The sequence below is a fragment of the Enterococcus sp. AN402 genome (assembly GCF_040719405.1).
GTDB classification, from domain to species: Bacteria; Bacillota; Bacilli; order Lactobacillales; family Enterococcaceae; genus Enterococcus; species Enterococcus faecalis.
In genome coordinates, this window is the sequence record NZ_JBFDTM010000004.1 from 1,013,545 (window position 1) to 1,028,886 (window position 15,342).

A 15,342-nucleotide genomic window follows, 5' to 3' on the forward strand; every position below is an offset into this window, starting at 1 on the left:
TAGTTAATGGCAGAAGCTTATAACGAAGAAGTAGTAGCGCTACTTCAAAAAGAATTGACAACGTATCGTTCAAAACAAATAACAACGGTTTTAACTTTATTAAATGAAGGAAATACAGTTCCTTTTATTGCCCGTTACCGGAAAGAAATGACTGGAAGTTTAGATGAAGTCCAAATCCGTGAAATAGAAGAACGTTATCATTATTTACAAAACTTGAAAAAGCGGAAAGAAGAAGTTCTCCGTTTAATTGAAGAGCAAGGAAAACTAACAAAAGAACTCAAAACAGATATTCAAAAAGCAGTAAAAATGCAACAAGTGGAAGATTTATATCGACCATATAAACAAAAACGTCGGACCAAAGCGACTATCGCGAAAGAAAAAGGGTTGGAACCATTAGCAGATTGGTTGCTCTCTTTACCTGAAAACGCGGATATCTTAGCCAAAGCGGCTACTTTTATTAATGAAGAAAAAGAAGTTGCAACCGCCGAGATAGCCTTGCAAGGTGCTCATGAAATTTTAGCAGAACGTATTAGCGATGAACCAAAATACCGAACATGGTTACGTGATTATATGGTTAAACATGCGCAATACGTTAGCGTAGTTAAGGATGAAGAAAAAGACGAAAAGCGGACCTATGAAATGTATTACGATTTTGCAGAACCAGTTAGCAAAATGGTGCCGCACCGTGTCTTAGCAACGAATCGTGGTGAAAAAGAAGACATTTTAAAGGTTTCCCTTGTCGCTGATGAAACAAAAATTAATGACTATTTCCAACGTCAACTAATTGGCAAACAAGCAACAAGTTTAGCTGCTCCATACATTGAGGCTGCTTATTTAGATAGCTATAAACGATTCATTGGACCAGCGATTGAACGGGAGATTCGCAATGAATTAACAGAAAAAGCTGATGAACAAGCGATTGCAATTTTCGGTGAAAATTTACGTAATTTATTATTACAGTCACCACTTAAAGGAAAAGTTGTTCTAGGATTTGACCCGGCTTATCGGACAGGCTGTAAATTAGCAGTTGTCGATGAAACTGGTAAAGTTTTAGCAATTCAAGTGATTTATCCACATAAACCAGCGACTGCTGCGAAACGTGAAGCCGCTGGTCCAGCCTTTAAAAAGATCATTGAAGACTATCAAGTGGACACGGTAGCTATTGGAAACGGAACGGCAAGTCGTGAATCTGAATTGTTTGTGGCAGAGCAATTAAAAGCGGTGAAACGGGACGTCTTTTACGTGATTGTTAATGAAGCAGGGGCTTCCGTTTACTCTGCGAGTGAAGTGGCTCGTAAAGAGTTTCCTGATTTACAAGTCGAAGAACGAAGTGCGGTCAGCATTGCACGTCGTTTGCAAGATCCGTTGGCAGAATTAGTAAAAATTGATCCCAAAGCAGTCGGGGTCGGTCAATATCAGCATGACGTATCGCAAAAACGTCTTGCCGAGCAATTGGATTTTGTTGTGGAAACTGCAGTAAACCAAGTTGGTGTCGATGTGAATACAGCGAGCGCTCAACTTTTACAACATATTTCTGGCTTAAATAAAACAACGGCGCAAAACTTAGTCACTTATCGTGATGAAAATGGTGTCTTTACAGCACGAAATCAAGTCAAAAAAGTACCTCGTTTAGGACCAAAAGCATTTGAACAAGCAATTGGCTTTTTACGAATTCCTAATGGCAAAAATGTGTTAGATAACACTGGCATTCACCCAGAAAGTTATCCAGTAGCACAAGCAATTTTAGAAAAAGCAGAGATTGCTTCTAAAGAATTAGGGACAGCAGAAGCTATCGAAAAATTGAAACAGTTACCAGTGAATCAATTAGCTACTGAGTTAGAAGTTGGTTCAGAAACACTCACAGATATTATTGCTAGTTTAATCCAACCAGGTCGTGATATGCGCGATGAGATGTTCGCGCCACTTTTACGTAAAGACGTGTTGACAATGGAAGATTTGAAACCAGGAATGGAAATGCAAGGGACTGTTCGAAACGTAATTGACTTTGGCGCGTTTGTCGATATTGGTGTGAAGCAAGATGGCTTAGTCCACATTTCTAAGTTAAGTACTAAATTTGTTAAGCACCCAACGGATGTTGTTGCGGTGGGTGATGTAGTCACAGTTTGGGTAGAAGATGTTGACTTGAAAAAGGGGCGTATTAGTTTAACTATGTTGCCTCGGGCTGATAGAAAAGAGTAGCAATGAAAGAGTCTCAACCAGTCTTGATGACAGATCAAGCGCTTCAAACGCTAGTGGAAAAAATTTCAATCGTATTTTTTCAGAAACCTTTTCTGCATCAAGCTACATTTAATCGGCGGTTAAAAACTACGGGCGGTCGCTATCATTTAGCTTCGCATCACCTGGATTTTAATCCAACTGTCTTTTTAAAGTATGGACAAGAGGAACTGGAAAAAGTCATTAAGCATGAGTTATGTCACTATCATTTACATTTAGCTGGCAAAGGCTATCAGCATAAAGATAAGGACTTTAAAGAGTTATTGGCTAAGACTGGCGGTGCCCGTTATGCACCGCCTCTAGTAGAACGGAAAAAAGCAGTTTTCCATCAGTACCAATGTCAGTCTTGTGGAGAAGTCATCCTCAGAAAACGACGAATTGATACGACACGATATGTCTGCGGAAAATGTCATGGGCGTTTGTCCTGGCAAGCGAAAAAAGAACAAATCTAACGATTCTGGTCTTTGTTATCTTGACAAAGACCAGTAATTATTTTAGGATAAATAAGTGCTCTTAAAATGCAGATGTGTTGGAATTGGCAGACAAGCATGATTGAGGGTCATGTGGACAGATGTCCGTGTGGGTTCGAGTCCCATCATCTGCATCAACTAGTATAACAAGAGGTCGGGACAGAAGTGTTTAACTCCGAGAAATAAGAAGGAGTTGCTTCTGTTCCCGCCGTTTATCAGTTTTTGAGCGTGGAGCAAAAATCCAAAGTGATTTTTGTCCCACGCTCTTGTTTATTACGGAAAAACCATCAATTTTTTATTAAATTCTGATATTTATTATTGCTTTTTCATTATAGTTGGCGTAACTTTAGAGTATAAATTTGTGAAGCGAGGGAGTCCGTGTGAGAAATTTTAAAAAATCCGATAAATTAAATAACGTAAGTTACGATGTCCGTGGTCCTGTTTTAGAAGAAGCAGAACGCATGCAAGAAGAGGGCATACGTATTTTGAAATTAAATACAGGGAATCCAGCGCCATTTGGTTTTGATGCCCCAAATGAAATTGTGCGCGACATGATTGTAAATGTTCGCGATTCAGAAGGTTATTCCGATTCAAAAGGTATTTTTTCTGCAAGAAAAGCGATTGAACAATATTGCCAATTAAAAAAATTTCCTAATGTAACGATTAATGATATTTACACTGGTAATGGCGTGAGTGAACTAATTACCATGTGTATGCAAGGCTTGTTAAATAACGGCGATGAAGTACTTGTGCCAATGCCAGACTATCCTTTATGGACTGCTTCTGTTTCTTTGGCGGGCGGTACACCCGTTCATTATATTTGTGATGAGCAAGCAGAATGGTATCCAGACATTGATGATATAAAATCAAAAATAACTTCGAATACAAAAGCAATCGTTATTATCAATCCCAATAATCCGACTGGTGCTTTATATCCGAAAGAGTTATTACTAGAAATTGTCGAAGTGGCACGTCAAAATGATTTAATTATTTACTCCGATGAAATTTATGATCGCTTGGTCATGGACGGTTTGGTTCATGTACCGATTGCTACATTAGCTCCTGATTTATTTGTCGTAACATTGAATGGTTTGTCAAAATCACATCGAGTGGCAGGCTTCCGATGCGGTTGGATGGTGTTAAGTGGAGATAAATCACGAGTAAAAGGGTATATCGAAGGGCTAAATATGCTTGCTTCCATGCGGTTATGCTCGAATGTGTTGTCACAACAAATCATTCAAACCGCATTAGGCGGCTATCAAAGTGTCGATGATTTACTTTTACCAGGTGGCAGAATTTACGAACAACGAGAATTTATTTACAATGCGATAAATGATATTCCTGGTTTATCAGCCGTGAAGCCTAAAGCAGCTTTCTATATTTTCCCGAAAATTGATACGGCCAAATTTGACATTTATGATGATGAAAAATTTGTTTTAGATTTCTTACACAAACATCATATTTTATTAGTCCATGGTGGTGGGTTCAACTGGCAACAACCAGATCACTTCCGTATTGTTTATTTACCGAAAATGGAAGACTTAAAAACTACAGCAGATAAAATGCGTGAATTTTTAAGTACCTACAAACAAAAATAAAAGAACTACCAAAAAATAGCCTCTAACGAAGCTATTTTTTGGTAGTTCTTGTTTTATCAACAATACTATTCTGCGGTTTCACATGCTTTTTTACTAATAATCATTCGGTTGGTATATTTTTCTTCCATATCAGGACTAGGATTTGCTACTACGATGAGATAAGAATTTTCATACTCCTTCTCCACAAAGCCTGAATAATTTGTTTTTTCCCAAATGAAGTGAACCTTTTTCTCTTCGGCCATACAATAACACTCCTTTTTAATAAAAATGAACCTATTTATTTTCTAAGAAAACCTTAGATAATGTTCTTGCAGTATATTATGCAATAAAGTACAATAAAAGCATAATGCGAATTCGCATATTTTGACAAAATCCCCATTTTGCAAGGAAAATGGCCGATATAAATAGGAGCTATTGTGATGAATTCTTTAGGTGCAGTTATTAAAGAAATTAGAAAAAATAGAAAATTGACACAGAAAATGTTATCAGAAGACATCTGTTCGCAAAGTGTTTTAAGCCGCATTGAAAACAATGAAGAGTTGCCGAATGTCCTCGTAATGCAACAACTTTGTGATCGTTTAGGTGTGACGGTTGACCAGATTATGCGTTATAAATCTGGTGATGTGCACGTTGTTACGTATTCATTTGAAAAAATGGCTGAATATTTTCGCCATAAAAAATATCAATTATTATTAAATTATTTAAAGGAAAATCGTATTGAAGAACAATTGTATTTAGATACGGACTGGCAAAAATATTATTATTATTTAGGTAGTTGTGAATTGTTTGTTCTAAATGATTACGAAAAAGCTATTGCTAGTTTGCGTAAAGGATTATCTTTCACCTATAAAGCCGATAAGTTAAATGTTTCTGATTTAGAGATTCAATTAATTAGTTGTCTAGGTGCCACTTATGGTTACATGGGCAATCGAGTAGAAGCAGAACGATTTTTAAGTTTGAGTATTCATTATTTTAATCAATTGCCAAATGAACGCAGTAATGCAGAGTTAACGAAAATATTTTTTAATTATGCTGATTTCTTATTTAAAAATTATACAGAAAAAGATGCCGAAATTTATGTGGATCAAGGAATTACTTGGGCCCGCAAAAAAAATAGTTATTATTATTTAAGTGAATTATTAAATCTAAAATATTTAGTTTTAATGAGAAAGAATAAACATGAAGAAGCAGAACGTTATCTGAACTTAGCACAACAAATGAAAAATGTGGAAAGTGGCAATCTTTAAAAAATCCTCAGAATTGCTTAAAAGGTCTACACCATTTCTTGACTTTTGTACTGATTAAGAGTACTTTTGAAGTAAGTAAAATAAAGAAAGAAGGATGAAGATGAAAACATTTATCTTTGCAGACAAGTTCTTTTTAAAAAGCGATGTTAAAGGACCTGGTTATTTAGAAATCACGGATGGTATCTTTGGTAATTATACAAAAGATGAACCGCAAGGGGACGTAAAAATTATTCGTGAGGAAGGCAAATGGATTGCCCCAGGTTTAGTGGATACTCATATTCATGGTTACATGAATCATGACGTAATGGATAACGATGCAGAAGGCATTAAAGTGATGTCTGAAGGCTTATTATCTTGTGGTGTAACTTCATTTTTACCAACAACGTTAACTTCAAGTAAAGAACGTTTAACAGATGTTGCACGTACGATTGGTCAAGTCTACCAAGAAGTACCTGGTGCAAAAATTCAAGGGATTTACTTTGAAGGACCTTTCTTTACTGAGGAACATAAAGGCGCACAAAATCCAAGTTATTTTGGAGATCCAGACCTTGATACATTCCACGAATGGCAAGAAGCTTCAGGCGGAATTATTAAGAAAATTGCGTTGGCACCAGAACGTAATGGTGTGAAAGAATTTGTTGAAACCGTTACAGATGAAGGTGTTGTTGTTGCTTTAGGCCATAGTAATGCGACCTTAGAAGAAGCTGATGTGGCAATTGAAGCAGGCGCTAGCGTTTTTGTTCATGCATATAATGGGATGCGCGGCTTAAATCACCGTGAACCAGGAATGGTTGGTGCATTATTAACGTTACAACACGTTTTCTCTGAATTAATTTGTGATGGACACCATGTACATCCGCAAGCGGCTGAAGTATTGATGGAAAAAGCGGGCCATGATCACGTTGCGTTAATTACAGACTGCATGATGGCTGGCGGTATGCCAGATGGCAACTACAATTTAGGTGAATTTCCTGTTGTGGTAGCAGAAGGAACGGCTCGTTTGGATACTGGGAACTTAGCAGGTAGTATTTTAAAACTAAAAGAAGCAATTAAAAATGTAGTTGATTGGGGTATTGCAACACCAGCACAAGCAATTATGATGGCTTCATTAGTTCCTGCGATCAGCTGTAAAATTGATGATCAATGCGGCATGATTGCAAATGGTCGCGATGCTGACTTTATCGTATTAGAACCAACCATGGAATTAGCAGCCACTTATTTAGATGGCGTTGAACGTTATCGAGCATAAGACACAAGAAAAAGCTTGCGGAAATTTATCCGCAAGCTTTTTTTATAATTCTTTTGGTAAAATCGCAGAAGTGATTTCTTTGTTCTCGTAGGCAATAAAAAAATCGATTAATTGCTTGTCAAATTGCTCAATATCCTCTTTGTAAAGGGAGCTAGGAATCACAAAGGTTTGCTCTAGAGTACCTGCTAGATAATCGCCATCTAAACTTTGGGCGACAACTAAAAATTCTTGTTTGCGCCAATGTTCCACATCTGTTTCAGAAATGGTTTCTGGAGAGGCTAAAAATTTACAATTTTCGACAAACTGTTCATCAATTTCTTCACTGAAAGTTAATTCAGCATCCTCTTCTTGAGGTTGAGAGAGGATTGCTTGCAAAAATGTTTGTGGTTTTGCATCGGGTAATGTTTCTTTTAGCTGTTCAAAATCCAATGAAAGTTCCTCCTTATTGTTTGTTTAAAATAGTTACTGAAAAATCAATGGGTGAATTTGTTTTAAGGCTTTTGGCTTCTAAGATGATTTTTTCAGCCAACAAATCGTTTCCGTTATATACAGGTGTCACGCGATAACGAACGGTTTCGCCGCGATCAAGAGCTGCCCGAATCTGATTTTCATATTTCGTCATATAAGGAGTGTTGACAGGATTCTGATACAAGGTGGTTAAGTTACGTGGATCATCACCACTGCCTCCCATTTGACGGCCGATTAGGTGGCCACGCGAATGATTAGCTTTTCCTGAAATGAAACCAGCTGGTCGAATATCTTTATTAGCGGAAGTTCCTGTATTGACCATTGCGGGTTTTAATAGCGCATCAGCGCCTGTCGCTCGTTTTAGACGATCTAGAGAATGATAAGTAATCCAGCCGTTTGAGTTATCCTTTAATTCCTCTGCTGAAAATGTGGCTTTACCATTTTCAATTGGTCCGGGATTATCTCCTTTTGGTGCTGGTGTGCTTGAAGGGGTGGTTGTTTGTGGTTGAACATTAAATAAATCTTGTAAAGCATCAGGAACTTTAACGCCAACCGCGCCTAAAATTAAAATGATTAATGCGCCAATCAGCATGATGGTTGAATTAAATGGTGGTTTCTTCTTTCTGTTTGCCATAACGTGCTCCTCTAATTTTATACTTGCAATAGTCCAAATTTAAGTGGACCATCTTTTCTATTATACGTAAATTTGCTAAAAAATCAAAAAAGGCTTTTCTTTGAAAGACTTGTTTTCTCAGATATGTTACTATTTTAATGTAGAAGGGAAGGGATAGTGGATGGCCTATATTGAAGTCAAAAATGAATACAAGCGTTACCAAATGGGAGAGACAACTATTACTGCGAATGACGGCATTTCTTTTGAAGTGGAAAAAGGAGAAGTAGCGGTTATTTTAGGCCCCAGCGGTGCTGGAAAATCAACTGTTTTAAATATTCTTGGTGGAATGGACAGCTGTGATGAAGGGGAAATTATTATTGATGGCACAGATATCGCTCAGTTTTCAGAGAAACAATTAACCACTTATCGACGCAATGATGTCGGGTTTGTTTTCCAATTTTACAATTTAGTCCCAAATTTAACGGCAAAAGAAAATGTCGAATTGGCTTCGCAAATCGTTGCGGATGCGTTGGATTCGACCAATGTTTTACAATCGGTGGGTTTAGGGGAACGTTTAGATAATTTTCCAGCGCAACTTTCTGGTGGTGAACAACAACGAGTAACCATCGCCCGTGCGATTGCTAAAAAGCCCAAGTTACTTTTATGTGATGAACCGACAGGAGCACTGGATTATGAAACAGGGAAACAAATTTTAACTATTTTGCAAAATACTGCTCGTGAAACTGGAACGACCGTCTTAATTATTACCCACAATTCAGCCATTGCAGAAATGGCCGATCGGGTAATTCGAATTAATGATGCGAAAGTTCGCGAAATGACTGTGAATGATCAGCCTAAATTGGTTGCTGAAATTGAATGGTAGGTGCCTAAAATGAAGAAAACAGCGCTAATTAAAACAAGCTTACGTGAAATTAGACAATCTACTACACGATTTTTATCGATTATGGGGATTATTTTCCTTGGTGTAATGGTCTTTGTTGGTTTGAAAGCTACTGGACCAGATATGATTAAAACCGCGAATAATTATTACCAGAAAGAGCAGCTTCCAGATGCGCGAATAATTTCTACAATGGGACTGGAAAAGAAAGATTTAACAACACTACAGTCTTTAAAAGATGTCGAAACAGTTGTGCCGCGGTATACAATAGATGCCACGATTGGGCCGCAAAATAATGCAGTAAAATTGTTTGGCTATCGAAAAAATCAAGCAGGATCGGTTAACTATCAAGTAGTTGACGGTCGGTTACCTAAACAAACAAATGAAATTGCATTAGATACATTAGCGAAAACTAGATATGACTATAAAATGGGTGATAAAATCACTTTAAACGATGCAGCGATTAAAGAAAAAGGGCTGAAACAAACTCATTTTACTGTTGTTGGATTTATCAATTCACCAGAATATATTGATAATACATCCAGGGGAACCACAACGGTCGGGTCTGGAACGTTAAACTTTTTTGGCGTGGTCTCGGAAAAAGCCTTTGACAGTCAACGGTATCCAGAATTGCTAATCTCATTTCGTTCATTAAAACATCAAAATACGTATTCCTCTGATTATGAAAAGAAAAGAGAGCAGGCCTTAAATCAGGTAAAAGAGGCACTGAAAAATCGGCCAGAAGAACAGATTGCGGCTCTGCGTGATTCGGCTCAGCCGGACATTAATCAAGGTCGGCAAGCGCTGGAAACGGGAAAACAAGCGCTTGCGCAATTGGAGCAACAGCCAGGAATTCCAGCTGAGATGCTTGAAAAGCAAAAAGACGAATTGGCTAAACAGGAACAACTGTTGGCTGAAAAAGAAACAGAGCTAGCCAATTTGAAAGCCCCAACGTATTATTATTTTACCAGGGAAGACAATCCAGGATTTTCTGAATATCAAGATAACGCTGATCGGATTTCTTCTTTAGCCACGCTGTTCCCGTTGTTCTTTTTCCTAATTGCGGCATTAGTCAGCTTAACTACCATGACACGTATGGTGGAAGAAAAAAGAATGGAAATTGGTAGTTTGAAAGCTTTAGGTTATCGTAATCGTGAAATTGCTTCGATTTTTATTACCTATGCAACGGTTGCTAGCCTAACAGGTGCATTATTAGGATTGGCAGTTGGCTATTATCTATTCCCTAAAATAATTTTTGATGCCTACGGTCAAATGTACAATATTCCTGATTTAGTTACACCGTGGTACTTAAATTACAGTTTATGGGGCATCATTGTAGCCTTAGCTTGTACTGTGGGAGCGGCCTTAGTGACATTAAGAATCGATTTATTAAGTACCCCAGCTACCTTGCTAAGACCCAAAGCGCCGAAAGCAGGCCAACGGATTTTATTAGAACGAATCCGCCCTTTATGGCAACGCATGAGCTTTATTCAAAAAGTGACCGCTAGAAATCTGTTCCGTTATAAACGACGGATGCTGATGACCGTTATCGGAATAGCTGGTTGTATGGGGCTGTTAATTGTTGGTTTTGGTTTACGCGATTCAATTGTGGATGTCGCTACAATTCAATTTAATAAAATCTGGCATTACCAAGCAGTCGTGACTTTTAAAGAGCAAACAACAGCTGAAGAGACAAAAGAGTATCAAGAAACGTTGCGCAAACTGGATGGTTTGAATAAAACAATTCCGTTATATTCAGAAATCTTTAAAACGAAGGGCAAAGGCGCACCAACTCAAAATATTACTCTTTATGTGCCACAAGATCCTTCGAAAATGGCTGAGTTTCAATTATTTAATGATCGAGTCACTGGAGAAAAATATTCCCTCAACGATGACGGTGTAATCATTAATGAAAAATTAGCTAAATTATTTGGCTATAAAGTCGGAGATCAATTAAATTTAGAAAATAGTGATAATCAAACCTATCACGTGAAAATTGCCGCGATTGCAGAGAACTACACGGGTCATTTTGTCTATATGACGCCGAAACTCTACCAGACGATGACGAAACAGAAGCCGGAGTATAATACAGAATTCCTACTTTTTGACAAAAAGTTATCCTCAAAACAAGAAACCTCAATCGGAGAGGCGTTGACAAAACAGCCGAAAGTGTTGAACGTTACGTTTTTAACTGCGATGAAAGGTTCGTTTGATGATATGCTGAAAAGCCTTGATATTGTCATTTGGGTACTAATTGCTGTTTCTGGTTCTTTAGCGTTAATTGTGTTATATAATTTAACCAACATTAATGTTTCTGAACGGATTCGAGAACTTTCCACGATTAAGGTTTTAGGGTTTTACGATCGTGAAGTCACCACCTATGTTTACCGTGAAAACATTATTTTAACGTTCATTGGTATTATTGTTGGCTGCTTCTTTGGGAAAATTTTGCATCAGTATATTTTAGCAACCGTTGAAGTTGATTTAATTATGTTTTCGCCAATTATTCATTGGCCAAGTTATCTGTATTCCGCAGTCATCACCATGTGTTTCACGTTGTTTGTGATGGTCATTATGCATCGGAAATTGAAGAAAATCAATATGATTGAAGCGTTAAAATCAAATGAATAGCACATTTTAAAAACGAGGAGTCCGTAGAAGTTCGATAATTCTAGGACTGCTCGTTTATTGCTGCTTCTTTTATTAAGAAAAAATAGGTCTTAAGATGTATCTTTTGAGATTTATTTGGAAATTACTACTCTTTTTATTTAAAAATTGGTACACTATTACTAGGTTATAGCACAGAAAGGAGTGTGGGAAAAGTGTTAGAAGGTCTACCATTGGAAACGGTTTATTTTTATGCATTAGTGGGGAGCGCGGTCCTCGCTTTTTTACTAATTATTTTTGGGGATGTTTTTAATTTTGATGGACCGGTGGACCCAATGCTGATTATTCCATGGATTGCTTTTACCTCGCTGTTTGGGTACCTTGGGGAAGAATTAACAGCGGTGAATAGTTGGCTTATTTTAATTGTCAGTGGTATTCTTTCAACCATTATTGTTTTCTTCCTAAATTTTTATGTGTTGGTCCCTTTGAAAAATTCGGAGGCCACAATTTCTATTTCGGAAAAAGACATGGAGGGTCGTGTTGCTACTGTGATTACCCCAATTCCTGTCCAAGGAATGGGCGAGATTCAATTGAAGAGTGTCACAGGTTCGTTAAGTCGACCAGCAGCATTTTATGTGCCACAAGAAGTGGCTGCGCCAAGAGGTAGTGAGGTATTGATTATTGAATTGAAAGAACGGGTTTGTTATGTCATTCCTTACGAAGGCAGTCTAAAAATATAGAGTAGGAGAGAAGAAAATGGGGATTTTGTTACCGATTATTATTGCAGTTTTAGTATTATTAATGTTATTAATTGTGTTTGTTTCTAAATATCAGACAGCCAAACCTGATGAAGCGTTAATTATCAGCGGGAGCTATCTAGGCTCTAAAAATGTTCATGTAGACGAAGGTGGCAACAAAATTAAAATCGTTCGTGGCGGTGGTGCGTTTGTCTTACCAGTGTTCCAACGTTCAAATCGAATTAGTTTGCTTTCAAGTAAATTAGATGTTTCTACACCAGAAGTGTACACAGAACAAGGGGTTCCTGTGATGTGTGATGGGACATCAATCATTAAAATTGGTTCGTCAGTTGAAGAAATTGCGACAGCAGCGGAACAATTTTTAGGAAAAACAACAGAAGAATTAGAAAATGAAGCACGTGAAGTATTAGAAGGACATTTACGTTCGATTTTAGGTTCAATGACAGTGGAAGAAATTTACCAAAACCGTGATAAATTTAGCCAAAGTGTACAAGAAGTTGCCAGTGTTGACTTAGCTAAAATGGGCTTAGTTATTGTGTCGTTCACAATTAAAGAAGTTCGTGATAAAAATGGATACTTGGATTCATTAGGGAAACCAAGAATCGCTCAAGTTAAACGTGATGCAGATATTGCTGAAGCAGAAGCCTTGAAAGAAACCCGCATCAAAAAAGCGGAAGCAGAAAAAGAATCACAACAAGCGGAATTGCAACGTCAAACAGAAATTGCAGAAGCTTCAAAAGAAAAAGAATTGAAATTAGCGTTATACAAACAAGAACAAGACATTGCCAAAGCCAAAGCAGACCAAGCCTATAACTTGGAAAGCGCCCGTGCACAACAACACGTGGTGGAACAAGAAATGGAAGTCAAAGTCGTTGAACGTCAAAAACAAATTGAGTTAGAAGAAAAAGAAATTACGCGTCGTGAAAAACAATACGACTCAGAAGTGAAGAAAAAAGCCGATGCAGATCGTTACGCACGCGAACAAGAAGCTCTTGCTCAAAAAGCACGCGAAGTAGCAGAAGCCGAAGCAGAACGCTTCAAAGTTGAAGCATTAGCCGAAGCGGAAGCCAATAAAACGCGTTTAACAGGTCAAGCGCAAGCCGAAGCTATTTTAGCTCGTGGTGCAGCGGAAGCCGAAGCCAAACAAAAGATTGCTGATGCCTTTAAAGAATATGGTGAAGCAGCTGTGTTAAGTATGGTGATGGAAATGTTACCACAATTAATGAAAGAAGCAGCACAACCATTGGGCAACATCGACAAGATTTCAGTGGTAGATACAGGCGCAGGTGGCGAAAATTCTGGCGCTAACCGTATTACCAATTATGCAACAAACTTGTTGGCTGGTACACAAGAAACACTAAAAGAAACAACGGGTCTCGACGTGAAAGAGCTAATTGAAAACTTTTCTAAAAAAGGTACCTCAAATAGCGTGAACTATCATGCAGCAGAAGGTTCAGAAAAAGAATAGAAATCAGCCTTTAAGGAGTAGCGAATCGCATTTCGTTACTCCTTAATGCTGCATTGAAACGATAAACGAACAATCTGACAGAGAAATAGCGAGTGCTTGTTTTGTTTCAAAGATTCTGATAACATAGAGTTCTTGGAGGGATAGAGATGTCAAAAAAGAATAAAGATATTGAAGTACGTGTTGAAGAAGAAAAAGCCCAATACAATGGAGCAAATGTTTTAATGAACAAATTATTTATTGGTAAAAAAGAAATCGGTCGTGTCATTCCGCAAAATGATAAAAAATTCATCATTGAAATTGATGGCAAGCAAGAAGGTACAGCAAAAAATCTGGACGAAGCCTTTGAAACAATTATTCGTCAATGGAATTTAAGTGAATAAAAAATAAATAACAATTTTTTTAAAAAAAGGGTTGCTTTTTTCTGGAAAAGATTGTATTATAACTAAGTCAGGTCGTTACAGCGACAATGACTTTTTGGAGGAATAGCGAAGTGGCTAAACGCGACGGACTGTAAATCCGTTCCTTAGGGTTCAGTGGTTCGAATCCACTTTCCTCCATTTTCTTTTTGGGGTATAGCCAAGCGGTAAGGCAACGGACTTTGACTCCGTCATGCGTTGGTTCGAATCCAGCTACCCCAGTTTTCAGAACATTTCTGGTAGAGAGATGTTCTTTTTTTGTATAATTATATAACAAAAATGAGGTAAGATTTTCCTCATGTACAGGCTAGAAAAGTTTTCATTTATATAAGAATATGCTAAAGTATTAAGAAAGAATAGTCTGGAGTTGATAAGAATGAACTTTAAAGAAAAAATTACAGAAATGGTTGAAAATGTTTACGATTTAGCACGCGATGGTAAGTATGATGTCAAAGTTGACTTAATTCCTCGTAAAAAAGGCAACATCAAAAGTGGTGTTAAAGTCACTTCTTCAAGAAATACAGCCCACAATATCAAATGGCGTTCAAAAAACTAACTCGTCTTTAACAGAAACACCGGAGCAGACAACATTATTGTCTACTCCGGTGTTTTTATTTTTCTAATTCGATGCCTAAGACAGTTAAATGCCCATTACCAACTAATTTGATAACTAATTGGGCTAAGTGGTTGGGTGTCATATCCGTCTCGCTAGTAATCCACCAATGAAGGGTACCGATGAAGATAGAGGTCATGTATTCAATAACAAAATCTATCGGTACATCAATATCATTTTCGGTAATACGCAACTGCGAAAAAATCGTCGCATATTTTTCTTCGATAATTTCAGCTAAGCGTTTTCGAAAGTGTTCGTTGAAATTATTGTCCATGATAGTTAAGAAGAAAGATTTGTTCTCTTGAATGTTGATGTAGAGTTGCGTCAGAAGTTCTTCAATGTGCTTCACGCGGACACGGTTGCCATTAACCAGTTGTTGCGAATCAAGAATAGCGGTAAAAGCACTAAGCGTAAAGGTGAAGATTGCATCATATAAATGCTGTTTGTCTTTAAAATGAGCATAAAAAGTCGCACGATTAATCATAGCTTCATCAGCAATATCCTGAATCGTCACCGCTTCGTAGCCTTTCGTTTCTACAAGTTTAAAAAAAGCTTCAATAATCATTTTTCTGGTTCGTTGTACTCTAAGGTCTGTTTTCTTTGCCATCATAAATTCCTTTCGAGATAGTCAACATTCGCGGAAACTTTGTTGTTTATCTCACAAAATAGGGTAAATTGCTTGTTGCAAATCATTTAGAACCT

General features: G+C 37.6%; 15 protein-coding genes and 3 tRNA genes. 14 read left to right on the plus strand and 4 right to left on the minus strand.

All coding sequences use genetic code 11. From position 1 onward, the window contains the following. The first annotated feature begins 6 nt into the window (after window positions 1–6). From AB1I62_RS06305 to AB1I62_RS06320, 4 genes are all read left to right on the plus strand, one after another. Complete coding sequence (locus tag AB1I62_RS06305; protein ID WP_104859696.1) at window positions 7–2,199, plus strand: Tex family protein; 2,193 nt, start codon at window positions 7–9, stop codon at window positions 2,197–2,199. Between the two features lie 26 nt (window positions 2,200–2,225). Beyond that, window positions 2,226–2,687, plus strand: a complete 462-nt coding sequence (locus tag AB1I62_RS06310; protein WP_002365561.1) for a SprT family protein — start codon at window positions 2,226–2,228, stop codon at window positions 2,685–2,687. Between the two features lie 68 nt (window positions 2,688–2,755). After that, window positions 2,756–2,839 (plus strand) — tRNA-Leu (locus AB1I62_RS06315). Between the two features lie 246 nt (window positions 2,840–3,085). Then, window positions 3,086–4,303, plus strand: coding sequence for a pyridoxal phosphate-dependent aminotransferase (locus AB1I62_RS06320; protein WP_002357817.1), 1,218 nt, complete (start codon window positions 3,086–3,088; stop codon window positions 4,301–4,303). A gap of 65 nt (window positions 4,304–4,368) precedes the next feature. On the opposite strand, the gene AB1I62_RS06325 is transcribed toward AB1I62_RS06320, so the two are convergent. After that, window positions 4,369–4,545 (minus strand): hypothetical protein, encoded by a 177-nt coding sequence (locus AB1I62_RS06325; RefSeq protein ID WP_002357816.1) that lies wholly within the window; start codon window positions 4,543–4,545, stop codon window positions 4,369–4,371. A gap of 177 nt (window positions 4,546–4,722) precedes the next feature. Here AB1I62_RS06325 and AB1I62_RS06330 point away from each other — a divergent pair, with 177 nt between their 5' ends. Both AB1I62_RS06330 and nagA read left to right on the plus strand, forming a co-directional pair. Next, window positions 4,723–5,550: a helix-turn-helix transcriptional regulator gene (locus AB1I62_RS06330; protein ID WP_002381942.1), complete on the plus strand. Its 828-nt coding sequence runs from the start codon at window positions 4,723–4,725 to the stop codon at window positions 5,548–5,550. A gap of 100 nt (window positions 5,551–5,650) precedes the next feature. Then, complete coding sequence (gene nagA / locus AB1I62_RS06335) at window positions 5,651–6,799, plus strand: N-acetylglucosamine-6-phosphate deacetylase (protein WP_048736896.1); 1,149 nt, start codon at window positions 5,651–5,653, stop codon at window positions 6,797–6,799. 42 nt (window positions 6,800–6,841) lie between these two features. On the opposite strand, the gene AB1I62_RS06340 is transcribed toward nagA, so the two are convergent. Continuing rightward, window positions 6,842–7,228, minus strand: coding sequence for a hypothetical protein (locus AB1I62_RS06340; RefSeq protein ID WP_002360464.1), 387 nt, complete (start codon window positions 7,226–7,228; stop codon window positions 6,842–6,844). 13 nt (window positions 7,229–7,241) lie between these two features. Then, window positions 7,242–7,901, minus strand: a complete 660-nt coding sequence (locus AB1I62_RS06345) for a DNA/RNA non-specific endonuclease (protein WP_002357812.1) — start codon at window positions 7,899–7,901, stop codon at window positions 7,242–7,244. Between the two features lie 160 nt (window positions 7,902–8,061). Between AB1I62_RS06345 and AB1I62_RS06350 the strand changes: the two genes are divergently transcribed. From AB1I62_RS06350 to AB1I62_RS06385, 8 genes are all read left to right on the plus strand, one after another. Further along, a complete protein-coding gene (locus AB1I62_RS06350; protein WP_002363831.1) occupies window positions 8,062–8,763 on the plus strand; it encodes an ABC transporter ATP-binding protein in 702 nt (233 codons plus the stop codon). A gap of 9 nt (window positions 8,764–8,772) precedes the next feature. Next, the gene (locus AB1I62_RS06355; protein ID WP_048736894.1) at window positions 8,773–11,409 is read left to right on the plus strand and encodes an FtsX-like permease family protein; all 2,637 of its coding nucleotides are present in this window, start codon (window positions 8,773–8,775) and stop codon (window positions 11,407–11,409) included. Between the two features lie 182 nt (window positions 11,410–11,591). Further along, window positions 11,592–12,125, plus strand: a complete 534-nt coding sequence (locus AB1I62_RS06360; protein ID WP_002369505.1) for a hypothetical protein — start codon at window positions 11,592–11,594, stop codon at window positions 12,123–12,125. Between the two features lie 16 nt (window positions 12,126–12,141). Next, a complete protein-coding gene (locus AB1I62_RS06365; protein ID WP_002365565.1) occupies window positions 12,142–13,611 on the plus strand; it encodes a flotillin family protein in 1,470 nt (489 codons plus the stop codon). 146 nt (window positions 13,612–13,757) lie between these two features. Next, the gene (locus AB1I62_RS06370) at window positions 13,758–13,991 is read left to right on the plus strand and encodes a DUF2969 domain-containing protein (RefSeq protein WP_002357806.1); all 234 of its coding nucleotides are present in this window, start codon (window positions 13,758–13,760) and stop codon (window positions 13,989–13,991) included. Between the two features lie 96 nt (window positions 13,992–14,087). Beyond that, window positions 14,088–14,168: transfer RNA gene (locus AB1I62_RS06375), tRNA-Tyr, on the plus strand. Between the two features lie 9 nt (window positions 14,169–14,177). After that, window positions 14,178–14,249 (plus strand) — tRNA-Gln (locus tag AB1I62_RS06380). A 154-nt stretch (window positions 14,250–14,403) separates the two neighbouring features. Next, window positions 14,404–14,583 carry a hypothetical protein gene (locus AB1I62_RS06385; protein WP_002357804.1) on the plus strand — a complete coding sequence of 60 codons (180 nt, stop codon included), beginning with the start codon at window positions 14,404–14,406 and terminating at the stop codon, window positions 14,581–14,583. Between the two features lie 55 nt (window positions 14,584–14,638). On the opposite strand, the gene AB1I62_RS06390 is transcribed toward AB1I62_RS06385, so the two are convergent. Continuing rightward, the gene (locus AB1I62_RS06390) at window positions 14,639–15,250 is read right to left on the minus strand and encodes a TetR/AcrR family transcriptional regulator (RefSeq protein WP_002357803.1); all 612 of its coding nucleotides are present in this window, start codon (window positions 15,248–15,250) and stop codon (window positions 14,639–14,641) included. Between the last annotated feature and the right edge of the window lie 92 nt (window positions 15,251–15,342).

Bases quoted from the DNA above. Each gene is read 5' to 3' on its own strand.
- AB1I62_RS06350 (WP_002363831.1), top strand. From the start codon at position 8,062: ATGGCCTATATTGAAGTCAAAAATGAATACAAGCGTTACCAAATGGGA.
- nagA (WP_048736896.1), top strand. From the start codon at position 5,651: ATGAAAACATTTATCTTTGCAGACAAGTTCTTTTTAAAAAGCGATGTT.
- AB1I62_RS06305 (WP_104859696.1), top strand. From the start codon at position 7: ATGGCAGAAGCTTATAACGAAGAAGTAGTAGCGCTACTTCAAAAAGAA.
- AB1I62_RS06345 (WP_002357812.1), bottom strand. From the start codon at position 7,901: ATGGCAAACAGAAAGAAGAAACCACCATTTAATTCAACCATCATGCTG.
- AB1I62_RS06390 (WP_002357803.1), bottom strand. From the start codon at position 15,250: ATGATGGCAAAGAAAACAGACCTTAGAGTACAACGAACCAGAAAAATG.
- AB1I62_RS06385 (WP_002357804.1), top strand. From the start codon at position 14,404: ATGAACTTTAAAGAAAAAATTACAGAAATGGTTGAAAATGTTTACGAT.
- AB1I62_RS06310 (WP_002365561.1), top strand. From the start codon at position 2,226: ATGACAGATCAAGCGCTTCAAACGCTAGTGGAAAAAATTTCAATCGTA.
- AB1I62_RS06370 (WP_002357806.1), top strand. From the start codon at position 13,758: ATGTCAAAAAAGAATAAAGATATTGAAGTACGTGTTGAAGAAGAAAAA.
- AB1I62_RS06355 (WP_048736894.1), top strand. From the start codon at position 8,773: ATGAAGAAAACAGCGCTAATTAAAACAAGCTTACGTGAAATTAGACAA.
- AB1I62_RS06325 (WP_002357816.1), bottom strand. From the start codon at position 4,545: ATGGCCGAAGAGAAAAAGGTTCACTTCATTTGGGAAAAAACAAATTAT.
- AB1I62_RS06330 (WP_002381942.1), top strand. From the start codon at position 4,723: ATGAATTCTTTAGGTGCAGTTATTAAAGAAATTAGAAAAAATAGAAAA.
- AB1I62_RS06365 (WP_002365565.1), top strand. From the start codon at position 12,142: ATGGGGATTTTGTTACCGATTATTATTGCAGTTTTAGTATTATTAATG.